Annotated in this window: 19 protein-coding genes; 6 read left to right on the top strand and 13 right to left on the bottom strand. The window is 49.0% G+C overall.

Going from position 1 to position 19,014, the window contains the following annotated elements:
- The first annotated feature begins 21 nt into the window (after positions 1-21).
- Positions 22-261 (top strand): type II toxin-antitoxin system RelB/DinJ family antitoxin, encoded by a 240-nt coding sequence (locus BGE37_RS14150; RefSeq protein ID WP_105288129.1) that lies wholly within the window; start codon positions 22-24, stop codon positions 259-261.
- On the opposite strand, the gene nrdG is transcribed toward BGE37_RS14150, so the two are convergent.
- The 5 genes from nrdG to treR form a co-directional block, all read right to left on the bottom strand.
- Positions 262-726: an anaerobic ribonucleoside-triphosphate reductase-activating protein gene (gene nrdG / locus BGE37_RS14145; protein ID WP_105288128.1), complete on the bottom strand. Its 465-nt coding sequence runs from the start codon at positions 724-726 to the stop codon at positions 262-264.
- Positions 727-860: 134 nt separating this feature from the next.
- Positions 861-2,999 carry an anaerobic ribonucleoside-triphosphate reductase gene (nrdD, locus tag BGE37_RS14140; protein WP_000187805.1) on the bottom strand — a complete coding sequence of 713 codons (2,139 nt, stop codon included), beginning with the start codon at positions 2,997-2,999 and terminating at the stop codon, positions 861-863.
- Positions 3,000-3,392: 393 nt separating this feature from the next.
- Positions 3,393-5,048 carry an alpha,alpha-phosphotrehalase gene (gene treC / locus BGE37_RS14135; RefSeq protein ID WP_105288127.1) on the bottom strand — a complete coding sequence of 552 codons (1,656 nt, stop codon included), beginning with the start codon at positions 5,046-5,048 and terminating at the stop codon, positions 3,393-3,395.
- A 49-nt stretch (positions 5,049-5,097) separates the two neighbouring features.
- A complete protein-coding gene (gene treB, locus BGE37_RS14130; RefSeq protein WP_105271823.1) occupies positions 5,098-6,519 on the bottom strand; it encodes a PTS trehalose transporter subunit IIBC in 1,422 nt (473 codons plus the stop codon).
- A 119-nt stretch (positions 6,520-6,638) separates the two neighbouring features.
- A complete protein-coding gene (gene treR, locus BGE37_RS14125; RefSeq protein WP_257187417.1) occupies positions 6,639-7,643 on the bottom strand; it encodes a trehalose operon repressor TreR in 1,005 nt (334 codons plus the stop codon).
- A 125-nt stretch (positions 7,644-7,768) separates the two neighbouring features.
- On the opposite strand from treR, the gene mgtL reads away from it, so the two are divergent.
- Both mgtL and mgtA read left to right on the top strand, forming a co-directional pair.
- On the top strand, positions 7,769-7,822 hold the full coding sequence (gene mgtL / locus BGE37_RS14120; protein WP_001387276.1) for a mgtA regulatory leader peptide MgtL: 54 nt from the start codon (positions 7,769-7,771) through the stop codon (positions 7,820-7,822).
- A gap of 140 nt (positions 7,823-7,962) precedes the next feature.
- Positions 7,963-10,659, top strand: a complete 2,697-nt coding sequence (gene mgtA / locus BGE37_RS14115; protein ID WP_105288126.1) for a magnesium-translocating P-type ATPase — start codon at positions 7,963-7,965, stop codon at positions 10,657-10,659.
- 44 nt (positions 10,660-10,703) lie between these two features.
- On the opposite strand, the gene BGE37_RS14110 is transcribed toward mgtA, so the two are convergent.
- From BGE37_RS14110 to bdcA, 7 genes are all read right to left on the bottom strand, one after another.
- Positions 10,704-11,159, bottom strand: coding sequence for a transposase (locus tag BGE37_RS14110; RefSeq protein ID WP_001130089.1), 456 nt, complete (start codon positions 11,157-11,159; stop codon positions 10,704-10,706).
- A 66-nt stretch (positions 11,160-11,225) separates the two neighbouring features.
- Positions 11,226-11,612 carry a 2-iminobutanoate/2-iminopropanoate deaminase gene (gene ridA / locus BGE37_RS14105; RefSeq protein ID WP_000047539.1) on the bottom strand — a complete coding sequence of 129 codons (387 nt, stop codon included), beginning with the start codon at positions 11,610-11,612 and terminating at the stop codon, positions 11,226-11,228.
- A 72-nt stretch (positions 11,613-11,684) separates the two neighbouring features.
- Positions 11,685-12,146: an aspartate carbamoyltransferase regulatory subunit gene (pyrI, locus tag BGE37_RS14100; RefSeq protein WP_000148581.1), complete on the bottom strand. Its 462-nt coding sequence runs from the start codon at positions 12,144-12,146 to the stop codon at positions 11,685-11,687.
- Between the two features lie 12 nt (positions 12,147-12,158).
- Positions 12,159-13,094: an aspartate carbamoyltransferase gene (gene pyrB, locus BGE37_RS14095; RefSeq protein WP_000013046.1), complete on the bottom strand. Its 936-nt coding sequence runs from the start codon at positions 13,092-13,094 to the stop codon at positions 12,159-12,161.
- 3 nt (positions 13,095-13,097) lie between these two features.
- Positions 13,098-13,232 (bottom strand): pyr operon leader peptide, encoded by a 135-nt coding sequence (gene pyrL / locus BGE37_RS14090; protein ID WP_001296693.1) that lies wholly within the window; start codon positions 13,230-13,232, stop codon positions 13,098-13,100.
- A 280-nt stretch (positions 13,233-13,512) separates the two neighbouring features.
- Positions 13,513-13,908: a RidA family protein gene (locus BGE37_RS14080; RefSeq protein WP_105288125.1), complete on the bottom strand. Its 396-nt coding sequence runs from the start codon at positions 13,906-13,908 to the stop codon at positions 13,513-13,515.
- Between the two features lie 130 nt (positions 13,909-14,038).
- On the bottom strand, positions 14,039-14,752 hold the full coding sequence (bdcA, locus tag BGE37_RS14075; protein WP_000500711.1) for an SDR family oxidoreductase: 714 nt from the start codon (positions 14,750-14,752) through the stop codon (positions 14,039-14,041).
- Positions 14,753-14,822: 70 nt separating this feature from the next.
- Between bdcA and BGE37_RS14070 the strand changes: the two genes are divergently transcribed.
- The 3 genes from BGE37_RS14070 to BGE37_RS14060 all read left to right on the top strand — a co-directional run bounded on the left by BGE37_RS14070 (position 14,823) and on the right by BGE37_RS14060 (position 17,881).
- Entirely contained in the window at positions 14,823-15,416 is a 594-nt protein-coding gene (locus BGE37_RS14070; RefSeq protein WP_105288124.1) for a TetR/AcrR family transcriptional regulator, read from the top strand.
- 144 nt (positions 15,417-15,560) lie between these two features.
- On the top strand, positions 15,561-16,013 hold the full coding sequence (gene tabA / locus BGE37_RS14065) for a toxin-antitoxin biofilm protein TabA (protein ID WP_001315168.1): 453 nt from the start codon (positions 15,561-15,563) through the stop codon (positions 16,011-16,013).
- Between the two features lie 122 nt (positions 16,014-16,135).
- Positions 16,136-17,881 (top strand): hypothetical protein, encoded by a 1,746-nt coding sequence (locus BGE37_RS14060; protein ID WP_105288123.1) that lies wholly within the window; start codon positions 16,136-16,138, stop codon positions 17,879-17,881.
- Between the two features lie 57 nt (positions 17,882-17,938).
- Here the strand turns inward: BGE37_RS14060 and argF are convergent, their stop codons facing one another.
- The gene (gene argF / locus BGE37_RS14055) at positions 17,939-18,943 is read right to left on the bottom strand and encodes an ornithine carbamoyltransferase (protein ID WP_000012907.1); all 1,005 of its coding nucleotides are present in this window, start codon (positions 18,941-18,943) and stop codon (positions 17,939-17,941) included.
- Positions 18,944-19,014 lie beyond the last annotated feature (71 nt).

The raw sequence follows: 19,014 nt of genomic DNA, 5'->3' as shown, positions 1-19,014 counted from the left end.
TTCATAATTACCGGAGGCATAATGGCCACACTTAACGTCCGCCTGGATGACAAACTGAAAAATGAGGCTTATGCGGTGCTGGAAAAATTAAACATCACGCCTACTGAAGCAGTGCGGCTGCTGTTTCAGTACGTTGCGGAAAATGGACGAATGCCGGTAAAAACGCTCACTGTCAGTGATAGTGAAGAAGCCTTGTTACGCACTGTCAGGGAACGACTGGCCAACCCACAGGAGGCCATTAAGGTCCGACTGGGTGAGTGACTAACGCAAATGATGCACCACCTGATTGCTGCTGCCGCGCCAGATCAGGGAAGGGTCTTTTAGATCCTGCATAAATTTGCCGTCGACCAGCACGTTAATCAAATCAACAACCTGCATTTGCGTAGCGTTGAGTTCGTCGAGTTTATAGCCTGTCCACACCCAGATGTCTTTACTAGGACATTCGGCGCGGATGCGTTGTACCAGTTTCAGAATATCCGGCACGTTTTGCGGATGCAGCGGATCGCCGCCGGAGAGGGAAATACCCTGGCGTTTGATGCGGGTGTCATTCAGATCGTTAATGATCTGGTCTTCCATTGCTTTGGTAAATGGCTGACCGGAATTTACCCGCCAGGTGCTTTTGTTATAGCAACCGGGGCATTCATGAACACACCCGGAGACAAACAGGGTGCAGCGAGTGCCGGGGCCGTTGACGATGTCGACAGGATAGTACTGATGATAATTCATTATTTCGCCTGGCTTATCAGTCCGCGTGTAGGCGGTATCAGGCAATCAACGCCTCAGGCCTACAGCCGTTGCCAAATGTAGGCCGGATAAGGCGTTTACGCCGCATCCGGCATTTGCTTAGCGCAGAGTGAAGATTAACCGATCTGCCCATTTCCCAAATGTTTAACGCGGCGCTTAACTTCTTCCTGCTTACCAGCGTTAAACGGACGCGCATCCGGGCTACCTAAATATCCGCACACGCGGCGAGTCACCGACACACGGGAGGCGTCATGGTTACCGCATTTCGGGCAGGTGAAGCCTTTACTGGTGCACTCAAACTCACCGGTAAAACCACACTCGTAACACTCATCAATCGGCGTATTGGTGCCGTAATACGGTACATGCTGATAGCTGTAATCCCAGACATCTTCCAGCGCCTTCAGGTTGTGCTGAATGTTTGGATATTCGCCGTAGCAAATGAAGCCACCGTTCGCCAGCGGCGGGTAAGGCGCTTCAAAGTCGATCTTGTCGTACGGGTTCACCTTCTTCTCGACATCGAGGTGGAAACTGTTGGTGTAGTAACCTTTATCAGTCACGCCCGGCACCACGCCAAACTCCGCGGTATCGAGACGGCAGAAGCGGTCGCACAGGTTTTCACTTGGCGTGCTGTAAAGGCTAAAACCGTAACCCGTTTCTTCTTTCCACTGATCCACCGCCTGACGCAGACGTTCAACAATGGCGATACCTTTCGCGCGCAGCTGCTCGTTGTCATACACATGCTCGCCGCCAAACAGCGCGTTAATGGTTTCGTGGATGCCGATGTAACCCAGCGAAATAGACGCACGACCGTTTTTGAAGATTTCAGAAACGTCGTCGTCAGCATTCAGACGAACGCCACAAGCACCTTCCATATAGAGGATCGGGGCCACGCGCGCTTTAACGCCTTCGAGACGAGCGATACGGGTCATCAGCGCCTTACGTGCCAGCACCAGACGTTCATCCAGCAGCTTCCAGAAGGTGGCTTCATCGCCTTTCGCTTCCAGCGCAATGCGCGGCAGGTTCAGGCTGATCACGCCGAGGTTGTTACGACCATCGTGGATCTGTTCGCCGTTTTCATTTTCCCACACGCCGAGGAAGCTACGGCAGCCCATCGGGGTTTTAAACGAACCGGTGACTTTCACTACCTGATCGTAGTTCAGGATATCCGGATACATGCGCTTGCTTGCGCACTCCAGCGCCAGCTGTTTGATGTCGTAGTTCGGATCGCCTTTTTTATGGTTCAGGCCATCGCGAATCGCAAACACCAGTTTCGGGAACACCGCAGTTTTGCGGTTTTTACCGAGGCCCGCGATACGGTTACGCAGGATAGACTCCTGAATCAGGCGAGACTCCCAGCTGGTGCCCAGACCAAAACCAAAGGTCACAAACGGTGTTTGACCGTTGGCGGTGTGCAGGGTGTTTACTTCGTACTCCAGCGACTGGAAGGCATCGTAGCACTCTTTGATGGTACGAGAGTTAGCGTAACCTTCGGCGTCCGGGATGTTCCACTCTTCTGCGGTCTTGCGGTGTTTGTTGTAGCTGGCGGTGACAAACGGTGCCAGCACTTCATCGATACGGTTAATGGTGGTGCCGCCATAAATATGACTGGCGACCTGAGCAATAATCTGCGCTGTTACCGCGGTTGCCGTAGAGATCGACTTCGGTGGTTCAATCTCGGCGTTACCCATCTTAAAGCCCTGGGTCAGCATACCTTTCAGGTCGATCAACATGCAGTTGAACATCGGGAAGAACGGCGAGTAATCGAGATCGTGATAGTGAATATCGCCACGCTCATGCGCCTGCACCACGTCACGCGGCAGCAGGTGCTGACGTGCATAGTGTTTAGCCACAATCCCGGCCAGCAGGTCGCGCTGGGTTGGAATCACCTTGCTGTCTTTGTTGGCGTTTTCGTTGAGCAACGAGGCGTTGGTCTGCTCAACCAGACCACGGATCTCCTGATTCAGGCGACCGCGTTTTTCACGTTCAATATCGCGATCGTGACGGTACTCGATGTAAGCACGAGCCAGTTGTTTGTATGGACCCGACATCAGCTGGTTTTCAACGGCGGTCTGGATCTCGTTGATATCCACCTGGCTGCGGCCCTGCATCTGCTCGCTGACAACCGCGGCAACAGTGGCGCAATAATCTGCATCATCGACTTCCGCTGCTTTAGCTGCACGCAGAATCGCTTCTTTGATGCGCTCTGATTTAAACGGCACTTTGCAGCCGTCTCGTTTCATCACATGCGGTGTCATGATCGCTCCATATTTTTAAGAACAGGTTATCCACAGAAATTGGGAAAGGCGTTTTCCGGTTTTTTCGTTTCGTTTTCCGGTGCTTTCCGCAATCGCCATCCGCTTATCCACAACGCCGCACCTTTTTCGTGGGGAGCTGTAGTAGCAATTATAGTCGATTAATACAACATATTGGGTCGGGACGCATTTTAAAGTCTATATATAGTGCTTTGCATCAAGGATGTTTGAACTTTTTTTGATGTAGCTCAAAGTAAAAAGCAGAGCGTACGGATGACGGGCGCTACAGCGTTATGTAAATTTTTTAATGAATTTGTTGATTATAAAATCAACAAAAACAACATACTGAAAGGCAAAACCCCGGAATGACCAGTATTACCGGGGCTTAGCGGATACTTACTTCTGTAACCACCAGACGGCCTCAAAAGGCCGTAAAGTCATGGCACAGGGTTGTGCTGAGGCTTCTTCGTAGTTATGCATCACAAGCTGCCAGTTTCCTCGCATTTGCCCTGGCTGCCAGGGTTGGATCTCACGGCTAAGGTTGGCAATGACCAGCAAGGTTTGCCCCTTCCATTCACGGCGATAGCACCACAATACAGGGCTGTCTGGCAGCAGATCCTGGTAATTGCCCCATGTCAGGACGGCTTCTTGCTTACGCAGTGCGATTAACTTTTGGTAGGTATAAAACACCGAGGACTCATCGGCCAGCGCAGCTTCTACGTTGATTTCTTGATAGTTATCGCCCAGGCCAATCCACGGTTCACCCGTTGTAAACCCGGCATTATCGCCGTTGCTCCATTGCATTGGCGTGCGACTATTGTCACGGGATTTACTGGCGAGGATTGCCAATAACTCCTCGGCGTCACGCCCATCGTTGCGCAGTTCGGCAAACATATTGAGGCTCTCCACGTCGCGATAGTCAGTAATGCGCGTGAAATGTGGATTAGTCATGCCAATCTCTTCGCCCTGATAGATATATGGCGTTCCCTGCATGCCATGCAGCACCATCGCCAGCATTTTTGCCGCAGGTTCGCGGTAGTCCCCTTCATCACCAAAACGAGAAACAATGCGCGGCTGATCGTGGTTACACCAGAACAAGGCATTCCATGCCACGTTGTGCATTCCTTGTTGCCAGTGGCGGAACAATGCTTTCAACGCCACAAAGTCAGGTTTAGCCAGCGTCCATTTTTCACCACCGGGATAATCGACCTTCAGGTGATGAAAATTAAAGGTCATCGACAATTCACTGCCTGTTAGTGCCGCGTATCGCTGGCAATGCTCAAGGCTGGTGGAGGACATTTCACCCACGGTCATTAAACCGCGAGGCGTAAACACATCGCGGTTCATCTCGTGCAAAAACTCGTGTGCTCGTGGCCCGTCGGTGTAGAAGCGACGCCCGTCGCCATCCAGGTCATTAGGAAAACGCGGATCTTTAGAGATCAAATTCACTACATCCAGGCGTAACCCGTCGACCCCGCGATCGGCCCAGAACTCACAGACTTTTTTCAGTTCTGCGCGTACCGCCGGATTCTCCCAGTTGAGATCCGCCTGTTCTGGTGCAAAGAGATGCAAATAGTACTGTTCGCTTTCTGCATGCCAGCGCCACGCACTACCGCCAAATTTTGAACGCCAGTTATTCGGTGGCGTTTCTGGTTCACCATCGCGCCAGATATAAAACTGGCGGTAAGGGCTTTCTTTGCTCAGCGCCTCGCGAAACCAGGCATGTTGGGTAGAGGTATGGTTAAACACCATATCGAGAATGATACGAATGCCGCGTGATTTCGCCTGCGTCACCATTTCGTCAAAATCGTCCAGCGTACCGTAAGTGGGATCTATCGCCGTATAGTTCGCTACGTCGTATCCGTTATCGACCTGGGGAGAGACATAAAAGGGGGTTAGCCAGATAGCATCGACGCCCAGTTTATGCAGATAGTCCAGGCGTTGGATAACGCCACCTAAATCACCGGTGCCGCTACCCGTGGTGTCCTGAAAACTCTTGGGATAAATCTGGTAGATAACGCCGTTTTGCCACCAGTGGGGAAGATTCGTCATTACGTTATTCCTGCAAATGCGAGGGGGCGCAATTGCGCCCCGAAGAAAATTAAACAATGTCCAGCGTACCCAGGCGGTATTTCCGCTGGTAGATAAATGAGGTGAGTACAATCGGGATGATGATGGCGATAGCCATTGCCAGCGCAAACACTTGCCAGTAGCTCGGTTGAATAGAGAGAATTCCCGGCAGGCCGCCTACGCCGATGCCATTCGCCATAACGCCGTTCAGACCGCATAGTAATCCTGCCAGACCAGAACCAATCATCGCGCACAGCATCGGGAAGCGATATTTCAGGTTGATGCCGTACATTGCAGGCTCAGTGACCCCAAGCCAGGCGGAGATAGCGGCAGGCACGGAGATCTCGCGTTCATTGTTCTTGCGGCTGGAAATGATAATGCCTATCACGGCGGAGCCCTGAGCGATATTCGACAGCGCAATAAGCGGCCACACTGGCGTGCCACCCATGCTTTGAATCATCTGCAAATCTATAGCAAGCGTGGTCTGGTGTACGCCGGTGATCACCAGCGGTGCGTAAAGGAAGCCAAACAATGCCGCACCAATGGGGGCAAAGCTGCCGGTCATCAGGTGACGCACCGCAAAGGCAACGCCATCGCCAATCATGCGACCAAACGGACCAATCAGCGCATGGGCGAGGAACACCGCGAGGATCAGCGAACAGACCGGCACCACCACCAGATAGAGGTAATCCGGCACGATACGCTTAAGGCGAGTTTCTATAACGCCCAGAGCCAGCCCGGCTAACAGTGCCGGAATAACTTGTGCCTGATAGCCCACTTTGGCGATGCTGAACATGCCAAAGTTCCATACTTCCGGTAGCTGCTGCCCGAGCAGATAAGCGTTCATCAACTGTGGGGAAACCAGCGTCACGCCAAGCACGATACCGAGGATCGGCGTGCCGCCCATTTTTTTCACCGCTGACCAGCAAATTCCGACCGGCAGGTAGAAGAAGATCGCTTCACCGATCAACCATAGAAAATCGTAGATCGTTTGCAGGGAAGGGTACATTTGCGCCAGCGTTTGACCGTTGCTCATGGGCAAATCGCCGATCACATTGCGAAAACCGAGGATCAAACCACCACTAATCAACGCGGGCAGCAGCGGGAAGAAGATCTCCGCGAAATGAGAGATCAACTGCTCATGCCATTTCATATTCTGCCGGGCAGCTTTTTTCACCTGCTCTTTATCAACCTGCGCCTGTCCGGTCGTCGCTATCAACGCTTGATAGTAATCACCCACGTTGGTGCCAATTACCACCTGAAATTGCCCGGCATTGGTGAAACAGCCTTTCACCATGGGGAGTTGCTCAATTTCTTTCGGTCTGGCATTGGCCGGTTGGTTGAGGACAAAGCGCAGACGAGTAATACAGTGGCTCACCGTCGCAATATTGCCGCGCCCGCCGACCAGTTCAATCAGCCGATCGAGATCCGTTTGGTTTATTTTGCTCATCATAAAGCCCCATGGCAGATGACATTTTTGGTTGGCTGCAGAATATAGTGCGCGGAAAAATTTAAAAAACGGGAACGTTCCCGAAACGCAGCGAAGATCACAATTTATCGTTCAGGAAACGATCAGGATAGGGTGGCAGGGATGATGATTTGTTGCGGTTCGCTGCGCCCGGTTACCTGCGCAATTAACTGGCTGGCCGCCTGGCGTCCGGCTTCGGCGTAACCTGGGTCAACGGTGACGATCTCCGGATGGAGGAATTTCATTAACGGTGTATTACCGACGCTCGCCAGTTGCAAGGTGTCGATGCGTTGCTCTTGCAAGTATTTACTTGCGCCAAGTGCCAGCGTGTCGGTTGCGCACAGTAACGCGGTAGTTTCAGGGGTAATCACTTTTGCTACGTTCTCATAGCCTTGCTTCATCGCAAGGCCTGGCAGGGCGGCGACGGGATGCAGTTTATGCGCTTTGCAGAACGCCAGGTAGGCTTCGTGACGTCGCTTACCGGTCGTCACGTCACTGTGCGGTACGCCGAGATAACTGATATTACGATGTCCCTGATCATACAGCCGTTGCATCAGGATTTTGATTGCCCCTTCGTCGTCATAACAGACCGAAGCAAAGCCTTTCGCGTCACGTGCCAGCAGAACCAGCGATGACTGCCAGTGGGCTAACATGTCTTCGGTTATGCCGGTAAAACCGAACAGCACTACGCCGTCGATATTACGCCGTTTCAGCACCCCCAAATGTTCGGCAACTAATTGCGGAGAAAACTGACTTTCCATCATGATCGGGTCGTAACCTTGTTCATAGAACGCTGGCAGCATGGTTTGGACGGCGAGATTTTCTGACAACGAATCCAGACGGGTAACAATGATGGCGACCACTTTATCGCTTTGCCCACGCATAGCGCGCGCAGAGCGGGAAGGGGAAAATCCATGCTGATTCATCACTGCTTCCACGCGCTCGCGCGTGCGCTGACTCACGCCGCTTTCGTTATTCAGCACTCGGGAAACCGTAGATTTCCCCACGCCGCTTAAGCGCGCGATGTCTTTGATGGTCAGCCGATTTTGCATCCTGTTGTCCCGTAATTGCGTTTCATTATTTGAGCCTAACTTTACCCGTGCATTCAGCAATGGGTAAAGTCTGGTTTATCGTTGGTTTAGTTGCCAGTAGGTATTATATCGCCATAAATGCCACGAATATTATTGGATTCTCCTTATTATTTGCGGCGCTTTTTTCACTTACCGGAGGTTATATGGAACCTGATCCCACGCCTCTCCCTCGACGGAGATTAAAACTTTTCCGGTAAGCCCGTCTTTTCACGGCGTTACCGGATGCGTAAGGCCGTGACGTTTTAACGTCCCAGCTCAGCTTTATTACCTTCAGGTAAGGCTTCGCCACGCCTGAAGACATTTCTGCACTGTTTCAGACAGTGCGGAGGGACTCCTTATGTTTAAAGAAATTTTTACCCGGCTCATTCGCCATTTACCTTCCCGTCTGGTTCATCGCGATCCATTGCCTGGCGCGCAGCAGACAGTGAATACGGCGGTCCCGCCGTCCTTAAGTGCGCATTGCCTGAAAATGGCGGTGATGCCAGAACAGGAATTATGGAAAACGTTCAATACCCATCCGGAAGGGTTAAATCAGGCGGAAGTGGAATCTGCCCGCGAACAACATGGTGAAAATAAATTACCCGCGCAACAACCGTCGCCGTGGTGGGTACATTTATGGGTCTGCTATCGCAACCCCTTTAATATTTTGCTCACCATTCTCGGTGCTATTTCTTACGCCACGGAAGATTTATTTGCCGCAGGTGTTATCGCGCTAATGGTCGCTATTTCTACGTTGCTGAACTTTATTCAGGAAGCTCGTTCCACCAAAGCGGCAGATGCCCTGAAAGCGATGGTCAGTAATACCGCGACGGTACTGCGCGTAATTAACGATAAAGGTGAAAATGGCTGGCTGGAAATTCCGATAGACCAACTAGTGCCCGGCGATATTATAAAACTGGCGGCGGGGGATATGATCCCGGCAGATTTACGTATCTTGCAGGCGCGGGATCTGTTTGTCGCTCAGGCGTCGTTAACCGGTGAGTCTCTGCCCGTGGAAAAAGCTGCTACCACTCGCCAGCCGGAGCACAGCAATCCGCTGGAGTGCGACACCCTGTGTTTTATGGGCACCACCGTGGTGAGCGGCACGGCACAAGCAATGGTGATTGCTACAGGAGCCAACACCTGGTTTGGTCAACTGGCGGGGCGTGTTAGTGAGCAGGAAAGCGAGCCGAATGCCTTTCAGCAAGGGATTAGCCGCGTCAGTATGCTGCTGATTCGCTTTATGCTGGTGATGGCTCCGGTGGTGTTGCTGATCAACGGTTACACCAAAGGTGACTGGTGGGAAGCGGCACTGTTCGCACTTTCGGTCGCGGTAGGCTTAACGCCAGAAATGTTGCCGATGATTGTCACTTCGACGCTGGCGCGTGGTGCCGTAAAGCTGTCGAAACAGAAAGTGATCGTCAAACATCTGGATGCCATTCAGAACTTTGGCGCTATGGATATTCTGTGCACTGATAAAACCGGCACCCTGACGCAGGATAAAATTGTGCTGGAGAATCATACCGATATCTCCGGTAAAACCAGCGAACGCGTGCTGCATAGCGCGTGGTTGAACAGTCATTATCAGACCGGACTTAAAAACCTGCTTGATACAGCGGTGCTCGAAGGTACGGATGAAGAGTCAGCGCGCTCGCTGGCCAGTCGTTGGCAAAAAATTGATGAGATTCCGTTTGATTTCGAGCGTCGCCGGATGTCGGTGGTAGTGGCAGAGAATACCGAACATCATCAACTGGTTTGCAAAGGCGCATTGCAGGAAATCCTCAATGTGTGTTCGCAGGTGCGTCACAATGGTGAGATTGTGCCGCTTGATGACATCATACTGCGTAAGATTAAGCGCGTTACTGATACGCTGAATCGTCAGGGGCTGCGCGTGGTTGCGGTGGCGACGAAATACCTGCCAGCACGTGAAGGGGATTACCAGCGGGCGGATGAATCCGACCTGATCCTCGAAGGATATATTGCTTTCCTTGATCCGCCGAAAGAGACAACAGCTCCGGCACTGAAGGCATTAAAAGCGAGTGGCATTACCGTGAAAATCCTTACTGGCGACAGCGAGTTAGTGGCGGCGAAAGTGTGCCATGAAGTGGGACTGGACGCGGGAGAGGTGGTCATTGGTAGTGATATTGAAACGCTATCTGACGACGAACTGGCAAATCTTGCACAGCGCACCACGCTGTTTGCTCGCCTGACGCCGATGCATAAAGAACGCATCGTGACCTTGCTAAAGCGCGAAGGGCATGTGGTTGGCTTTATGGGCGATGGTATTAATGATGCGCCCGCCTTACGCGCTGCGGATATCGGCATTTCTGTGGACGGTGCGGTAGATATTGCCCGTGAAGCGGCTGATATCATCCTGCTGGAAAAAAGCCTGATGGTGCTGGAGGAGGGGGTTATTGAAGGACGCCGGAATTTCGCCAACATGCTGAAATACATAAAAATGACGGCGAGTTCTAACTTCGGTAATGTGTTCAGCGTGCTGGTGGCGAGTGCTTTCTTGCCCTTCCTGCCGATGCTGCCTTTACACTTACTGATCCAGAACCTGCTGTACGATGTGTCACAGGTGGCGATCCCGTTTGATAACGTCGACGACGAGCAAATTCAAAAGCCTCAGCGTTGGAATCCGGCGGATTTGGGGCGCTTTATGATCTTCTTCGGACCGATCAGTTCGATCTTCGATATTCTGACGTTTTGCCTGATGTGGTGGGTATTCCATGCCAACACGCCGGAAACGCAAACGCTGTTCCAGTCGGGCTGGTTTGTGGTGGGATTACTGTCGCAAACGCTGATTGTGCATATGATCCGTACCCGTCGTGTACCGTTTATTCAGAGCTGTGCATCGTGGCCGTTAATGATCATGACCGTGATTGTGATGATAGTCGGGATCGCATTGCCGTTTTCGCCGTTGGCCAGTTATCTGCAACTGCAGGCGCTGCCGTTAAGCTATTTCCCGTGGCTGGTTGCGATTCTGGCAGGGTATATGACGTTAACCCAGTTGGTGAAAGGGTTCTATAGCCGTCGTTACGGCTGGCAGTAAGCAAGTGATGAAGCTGGCCTGAAATACTCTTTCAGGTCAGTCTGTTACGAAAACACCTGAATAAAAAAATAGATTACTGCAAAAATAAAAAAACAAATAAACGTCCAGCTCAAATTATAAAGGGCGCTATAGCTGTTATTAACAGAACGAGAGAGAAAAATGTCTTCTTTTTTTATATGTCTGGCGGAGATGTTGCGATACAGGCGGATATAATAAACACAATAGAGTAATAAAGGCGGTATTGCCCATCCACCTGTAGGTTTACCAAATATAAGCGTGAGTATAATGACGATAGCAATGAAAAGCAGAAAGACGATCTGTGCTTTAGATTCTATTTTTTTTAATTCGCTTCTGATGCCGTCAGCGTGCTGTTCTTGCCAGCGCCGCAGCGTGTTAACGCTAAATTGATAGTGTTCACAAAGCTCCTTATTAGATGCCCCCTCTTTTGACCGCTGTAAAATTTCAGCAATTTGCTTATCTGTGAAACGGGATTTAGCCATCTTCAACCCTCCGTGGTTGAATCAGATAATCCAGGCGCGAAACCTGGATTATCTTTTTGAAAGAGATTAGCGACGAACAGCGATCGCTTCGATCTCAATCTTCACGTCTTTCGGCAGACGGGCAACTTCAACGCAAGAACGTGCCGGGAAGGTGGCATTGTGCTCGGTGAAGAACGCTTCGTAGGTAGCGTTTACGGTTGCGAAGTCGTTCAGATCTTTCACAAACACGGTGGTTTTAACGATATCGCCCACTTTCAGGCCAGCGGCTTCGACGATAGCTTTTACGTTATCCAGCGACTGACGTGCCTGTGCAGCGACGTCTGCCGGTACTTCGCCCGTTTTCGGATTTACCGGGATCTGACCGGAGGTGATGATCATATTGCCCAGATCAACGCCCTGTACGTAAGGACCGATAGCTGCCGGTGCATTTTCCGTCGCGATAGTTTTGCTCATGATTTCTCCTTTATTACAGCGGTAAAAAGTCTGGCTCATTATAGGGAGCCAGACTTTTATTACCAACCGCAATTAATTGGCCAGCACCACATTATGGGAAAACTCTTTTTCACAGTATTTGCATTTGAGCGCGATGTCATTGGCGCGTTTTCGCACGGCAAAGCTGGATGAAACCGGTTCGGCATGGCTGATACAGTTGCTGTTCGGGCAGACCAGCACATTGTCGATGCGCTCCGGCAGGCTGGGGCGCGATTTACCCACCACTTCATAGTTGTCGATGCGATTTACTGTGGCTTGTGGTGCATACAAAGCCAGTTGGTCTACCTGATCTTCACTCAAAAAGGTATTTTCGATTTTGATCAGATCTTTACGCCCCATCTCACCAGAAGGCAGGTTCAGACCAATGGTGATGCGCTGATCCGTTTCGGTCAGCTTGAACAGACTCAATAGCTTAAAACCGATCTGGGCGGGGATATGGTCAATTACCGTGCCGCGTTTAATAGCTTCAACCTGCAATTTATTATCGTGTGTCATCTCTATTTCCCCTTACAGTACCAGATCGCGATTCAGAACCAGTGCCAGTAACGCCTGGCGAGCGAAAATCCCGTTGCCTGCTTGCTGGAAGTACCAGGCGTGCGGCGTTTTATCAACATCGGTGGCAATCTCATCAACGCGAGGCAGCGGATGCAGCACTTTCATATTGGCTTTGGCGTTGTGGAGATCGCTGGCGCGAAGAACAAACTGCGCTTTCACGTTGGCGTACTCGGACGGGTCCAGACGCTCTTTTTGCACGCGAGTCATGTACAGGATGTCTACTTCCGCCATCACTTCTTCAATAGAGCTGTGCAGACTCCAGGCGATCCCTTTTTCATCGAGCATATCAAGGATGTATTGCGGCATTGCCAACGCGTCCGGCGCGATGAAGTAAAAACGGTTGCCGTCGAACTTCGCTAACGCCTGAGTCAGGGAGTGAACGGTGCGGCCATATTTCAGGTCACCAACCATTGCGACGTGGAGATTGTCCAGACGCCCCTGGGTTTCCTGAATGGTGAATAAGTCCAGCAAGGTTTGCGTCGGATGTTGGTTGGAGCCATCACCGGCATTCAGTACCGGTACATTGCCGGAAAATTCGGTGGCCAGGCGCGCCGCACCTTCCTGCGGATGACGCATCACTATCGCATCGACGTAAGTGCTGATAACCGAGATGGTATCGGCCAGCGTTTCGCCCTTTTTACCCAGTGATGTATTGGCGCTGTCGGAGAAGCCCACCACGCTGGCACCCAGGCGGTGCATGGAAGTTTCGAAAGAGAGGCGGGTACGGGTAGAGGCTTCGAAGAAACAGCTGGCAATGACTTTGTGCTTCAACAGCTCTGGTTGCGGGTTTGCTTTCAGTTTCGCCGCTGTCGCCAGCACCAGATTAAGGTCATCGCGACTAAGGTCGTTTATGGAAATGATATGTTTCTGATATAGCGGATTAGCCATCTTTTATCTCCTGACGCCTGGGCAAAAAAAAGCCCCTCGATTGAGGGGCTGGGAATGGGTGATCAACGGGAAGAAAAACGGCAGGCCAGCGTCTTTTTTCAGACGCGGTAAGACAAAATGTCGAACACACTGAACCATACATCCTCCCGGCAAATTGTCCGGCATTATACTCATAGCCAGAAGCGGCGCAAGCATTTGATGCAATATTTTGTCAGCGCAAACGGTTTATTTGAATTAAAAGTCAAAGTGTATGCATTTTTATTTGCTATGATTCTGGAGGGGAACGGTCGTTCGGTATCAATAATTGCAGACATTTCCTGCTTTTTTCTTTTTCAATTTCACCCAATCCGATATGCATTTTATTCCATTCATCCGACTTATAGGGCGGAGTGTGAAAACTCACGGCTAAAACTATTGCTTACAGCTCAGGGATGCGCGCTATCACTTTAATTTCAAAATCAAAGCCTGCCAGCCAGGTAACACCCACCGCCGTCCAATTTGGGTAAGGTGGGGCGCTAAATATTTCATTTTTGACTGTCATGATGTCTTCAAATTGTTTTTCCGGATCGGTATGAAAGCTCGTCACATCAATGATATCGTCAAAAGTGCATCCCGCAGCTGCCAGGGTCGCATGCAAATTATCAAATGCCAGTCTGACTTGTTGCTGAAAATTGGGTTCAGGTGTTCCGTCTTCTCGACTTCCTACTTGCCTGGAAACAAACAGCAAATCGCCGGAACGGATAGCCGCAGAATAACGATGTTCAGCATACAGTGAATGTCGGCCAGCAGGGAAAACAGCGTTTCTTTCTACCATTTGGTTATCCTCAAGATTTACGACATGAACAGAAGATTTATATTTACCGGGAGCCGCTTTTAGGGGACGACGTGAGTAAACAAAACCCAGACATCATGGATAATGGCTGGGCTTAATTGAGCGTAGTCGGTTATGCGCCAAACGCGCCATCAATGGTATGCATCGCACCGGTAACAAAACTGGCTTCTGGCCCTGCTAACCATGCGACCATACCAGCGACCTCTTCCGGTTGCCCATGTCTTTTGATAGCCATAAAACCATGCAACATATCGCGCATTGGCCCGTTGGCGGGATTCGCGTCGGTATCAATTGGCCCTGGCTGGACGACGTTGATGGTGATCCCACGCGGTCCAAAATCACGGGCCAGTCCGCGCGCCATACCTTGCAGGGCAGATTTACTGGCGGCATAAGCAGCCATGCCTGCAACAGGCATACGATCGCCATTCACGGAGCCGATGATTAAGATGCGCCCGCCTTCGGGCATCTGCCGGGCGGCTTCAACAGAGGCATGGTAAGGAGCATGAATATTGATTTTGAAAAGGCGATCAATATCGTCGGCATTTAATTCCAGGGCATCGCCAAAGACGCCAATACCTGCATTTACCACCAGGATATCCAATGCGCCGCTCTTACGAACGACATCAATGACAGCGTCTCTGTCAGCACTATCTGTGAATACTGCTGTCGCTCCCGTCTCTTGTGCCAGGCGTTCAGCGGCATCTTTCGACCCCGCATAGGTGAATCGTACATTGGCCCCATCGGTGACGAAACGACGTACGATAGCAGCACCGATTCCACGACTGCCACCGAGGATGAGAACTGTCTTACCTGTAAAAGCGCCCATAAGGACTCCTTGATTTATTATGTAACATGCATTACAAAACTGTTTTAACTTTCTGTCAACAAGTTTTGTAATGGTCACTAAAAAACAATCTCGCGTTCCAGGTCGTCCCAGACGTTTCGCTCCTGAGCAGGCAGTCTCTGCGGCAAAAGTGCTTTTTCACCAAAAAAGTTTCGATGCTGTCAGTGTTGCTGAAATCACTGATTATCTTGGTATTAACCCCCCGAGCCTCTACGCGGCTTTTGGCAGTAAGGCTGGGTTATTTAGCCGTGTACTCAATGAATATGTCGGTACGGAAGCTATTCCGCTTGCCGATATTCTTCGTGATGATCATCCCGTAGGCGAGTGCCTGGTTGAGGTATTAAAAGAAGCGGCGCGCAGATATAGCCAAAACGGCGGCTGCGCTGGCTGTATGGTTCTTGAAGGTATTCATAGTCATGATCCACAAGCGCGTGATATTGCCGTTCAATATTATCACGCCGCAGAAACAACCATTTATGACTATATCGCAAGGCGGCATCCACAAAGCGCACAATGTGTGACTGATTTTATGAGTACCGTGATGTCTGGGCTTTCTGCGAAGGCACGAGAGGGGCACTCCATCGAACAACTCTGTGCAACAGCTGCCCTGGCGGGGGAAGCGATAAAAACTCTTCTCAAGGAGTGATGCTGGCCTTGATCCGAAAGGCGGGAACGCGCCTGCCGATAAGTTGTGATAAGACAATAATTCACGCGTTAAGGCTGGCGGAATTGATCATCTTTTCGTATAACGATAGAAATGAAACATTGTTTTAATTAAGGAGTGGAAAAGATGATCATCGGAAATATTCATAATCTTCAGCCGTGGCTACCCCAGGAGTTACGCCAGGCGATTGAGCATATCAAAGCAAACGTTACGGCAGAAACGCCCAAGGGCAAGCACGATATCGAAGGCAATCGTCTGTTTTATCTTATCTCGGAAGATATGACCGAGCCGTACGAAGCTCGCCGTGCGGAGTACCATGCCCGCTATCTCGACATTCAGATTGTGTTAAAAGGTCAGGAAGGCATGACCTTCAGCACGCAACCTGCAGGCACCCCGGATACCGACTGGTTAGCAGACAAAGACATCGCATTTTTGCCGGAAGGCGTTGATGAGAAAACAGTTATCCTTAATGAAGGTGATTTTGTTGTGTTTTATCCGGGGGAAGTGCATAAACCGCTGTGCGCAGTGGGCGCGCCAGCCCAGGTTCGCAAAGCAGTAGTGAAGATGCTGATGGCGTGATGACTTTTCGCCGTAAATAACTCCAGGTTTACGGCGAGTTTGTGAAAAGAGCGTTTTTTGATATTTTTTTGTGAGTAAAATTTGTAATGCTTAGACGTTCTTATTAACTCAAGGAGTTCGTCATGAGCAAAATATCAGATTTGAATTATTCTCAACACATTACATTAGCCGACAATTTTAAACAAAAAAGTGAAGTTTTAAATACCTGGCGTGTTGGAATGAATAATTTTGCCCGTAATGCCGAGGGGCAGGATAATACAAGAAATATCCTTGATCCTAAGACATTTTTGGAGTTTTTGGTAAAAATATTTACCCTGGGTTATGTGGATTTTAGCAAACGCTCCAACGAAGCGGGAAGAAATATGATGGCTCATATTGAGTCCTCATCTTATATCAAAAATAATGATGGCAGTGAGATAATGAAGTTTGTTATGAATAATCCTGAAGGGGAACGAGCGGATTTATCTAAGGTGGAAATAGAAATTACACTTTCCACTATTACTACTATGGGGACTCGTCAAGGACATACGGCTATTATATTTCAACAACCTGATGGTTCGACTAATCGTTATGAAGGAAAGTCCTTTGAAAGAAAAGATGAGAGTTCATTACACCTGATTACTAACAAGATTCTGGCGTGTTACCAAAGTGAATCTAACAAGGAAATAGCTCGTCTATTAAATAATCATCAGAAGTTAAATAATCGTCAGAAGTTAAATAATTCGCAGGAGTTAAATAATTCACAGGATTTAAATAATTCGCAGGAGTTAAATAATCCACAGGAGTTAAATGATTCTCAGGAGTTTAATAACTCTCAGGACTTAAATAACTTGCAGGTGAGTTGTAAAGGTTCAGTTGATTCTACGATTGCGGATTTATTAGAGAAACCATTGAATAATGCATTATTAGCAATAAGGAACGAACATCTGCTATTAATGCCTCATGTATGTAGTGAATCGATTTCATACTTACTGGGCGAAAATGGTATACTTGAAGAAATAGATAAGCTCTACGCATTAAATGATCACGGAATTGATAATGACAAAGTAGGTAACAATGAAATTAATGAAATCAAAGTTAATCTGTCTCATATTCTTATTGATTCCTTAGATGATGCAAAGGTTAACCTTACACCGGTCATCGATTCGATTCTGGAGACTTTTTCAAAATTCCCATATATTAATGATGTAAGAATACTGGATTGGTGTTTTAATAAAAGTATGCAATATTTTGGTGATTCTGAAAAGATAACGCATGCATGCTCCGTGATGAGTCATATTGATTTTGATTGCAATCAATCTAAAATAGCTGAGACCTTATTTTTCAATCTCGATAAAGAACCCTATAAAAATAGCCGTAAATTACAGGAATTGATTTGGGATAAGTTGGTTGCATATGTCAATGATTTTAACTTAAGCAATCAAGAAAAATCACGCTTAATACTAAAGTTATTTGATGATGTTAAGTTGCTATTTAATGAAGTGCCTGTCAGCATTTTAGTAAATGATATTTTTTTGAAGGGTTTTTTCATGAAGCAACCTGATTTTGCTAAGTGGTACTTCTATCAATTACTTAAGTGTTATGAGGGCGAACAGCTGTATCTTAATGAGTTAGGATATGTTTATGGTGATGAAGAAAAAACAAAAGAAATTGTAAATAAATTTCCGGGTTATGTCGTTAAGATTTTTGAAGAAAAGATGGTTAATGAATTAAAAATTAGAACAAGAATGATGGAAGTCCTCCGGGATGGGAAAATCAATATATATAATTATATTAATGAAAAACAGTTAGAAAAATTAAATCCTCCGGAAAATTTACGAACAGTAATAGAAAAATGGGGGTGGAAGAATAGAACTCACACTGCATAAAATAATATGATGCCGGGATATTTTTTGTATTTCCCGGCATCTTTATAGAGATGTCAATTATTTACTGAGCGTCGCGACCATCACCGCTTTGATGGTATGCATGCGGTTTTCCGCCTGATCAAATACAATGCTGGCGGCAGATTCGAAGACCTCATCAGTCACTTCCATTCCGCCATGTAGGCCAAACTCTTCCGCCATTTTTTTGCCAAGCGTCGTTTGGTCGTCATGAAACGCGGGCAGGCAGTGGAGGAATTTGACCTCCGGGTTACCGGTCAACTGCATCATCTTGCTGTTCACCTGATAATCACGCAGTAATGCAATGCGTTCAGCCCATTTTTCTTTTGCTTCACCCATCGACACCCATACATCGGTATAGATAAAGTCAGCACCTTCAACTCCTTTAGCTACATCTTCCGTCAGCGTAATATTCCCGCCATTTTGTTGTGCCAGGGCGCGGCATTCCGTAACCAGCGCAGCTTCTGGCCAGCACGCCTGTGGCGCGACCAGACGCAAATCCAGACCGGTAAGCGCTGCAGCTTCGAGCATCGAATTGCCCATGTTGTTACGTGCGTCACCTGCATAGACCAGCGTCATTTCGTTGAACGCTTTGCCGGGCAAATGCTCCTGCATGGTGAGGAGATCCGCCAGCAGCTGCGTGGGGTGAAACTCATTGGTCAGGCCGTTCCATACCGGCACGCCAGCGTATTCCGCCAGTGTTTCGACAATCTCCTGACCATAGCCGCGATACTGAATACCGTCATACATGCGACCAAGCACGCGGGCAGTGTCTTTAATCGACTCTTTATGACCAATTTGGCTGCCGCTTGGACCGAGATAAGTAACGCGAGCACCCTGGTCATATGCGGCAACTTCGAAAGAGCATCGGGTACGGGTCGAGTCTTTTTCGAAGATGAGCGCGATGTTTTTACCAGTGAGTTTGGCTTCTTCTTTACCGCTTTTCTTATCGGCTTTCAGCTTCGCGGCTAACTGCAGCAGGCTGTTAAGTTCAGCTGGCGTGAAATCGAGTAATTTCAGGAAATGCTTATGATAAAACCCGGACATAGATCCCTCCTGTGGCTAACGCCTAAATGAATTAAAATTCAATTTATATGTATGGTTATTCATTTGCAAGT

The organism is Escherichia sp. MOD1-EC6300 (genome assembly GCF_002965045.1).
In the GTDB taxonomy this organism is placed as follows: Bacteria; Pseudomonadota; Gammaproteobacteria; order Enterobacterales; family Enterobacteriaceae; genus Escherichia; species Escherichia coli_F.
The sequence above is the reverse complement of the archived record's forward strand: the minus strand, read 5'-3'. Positions and strand labels throughout refer to the sequence as shown.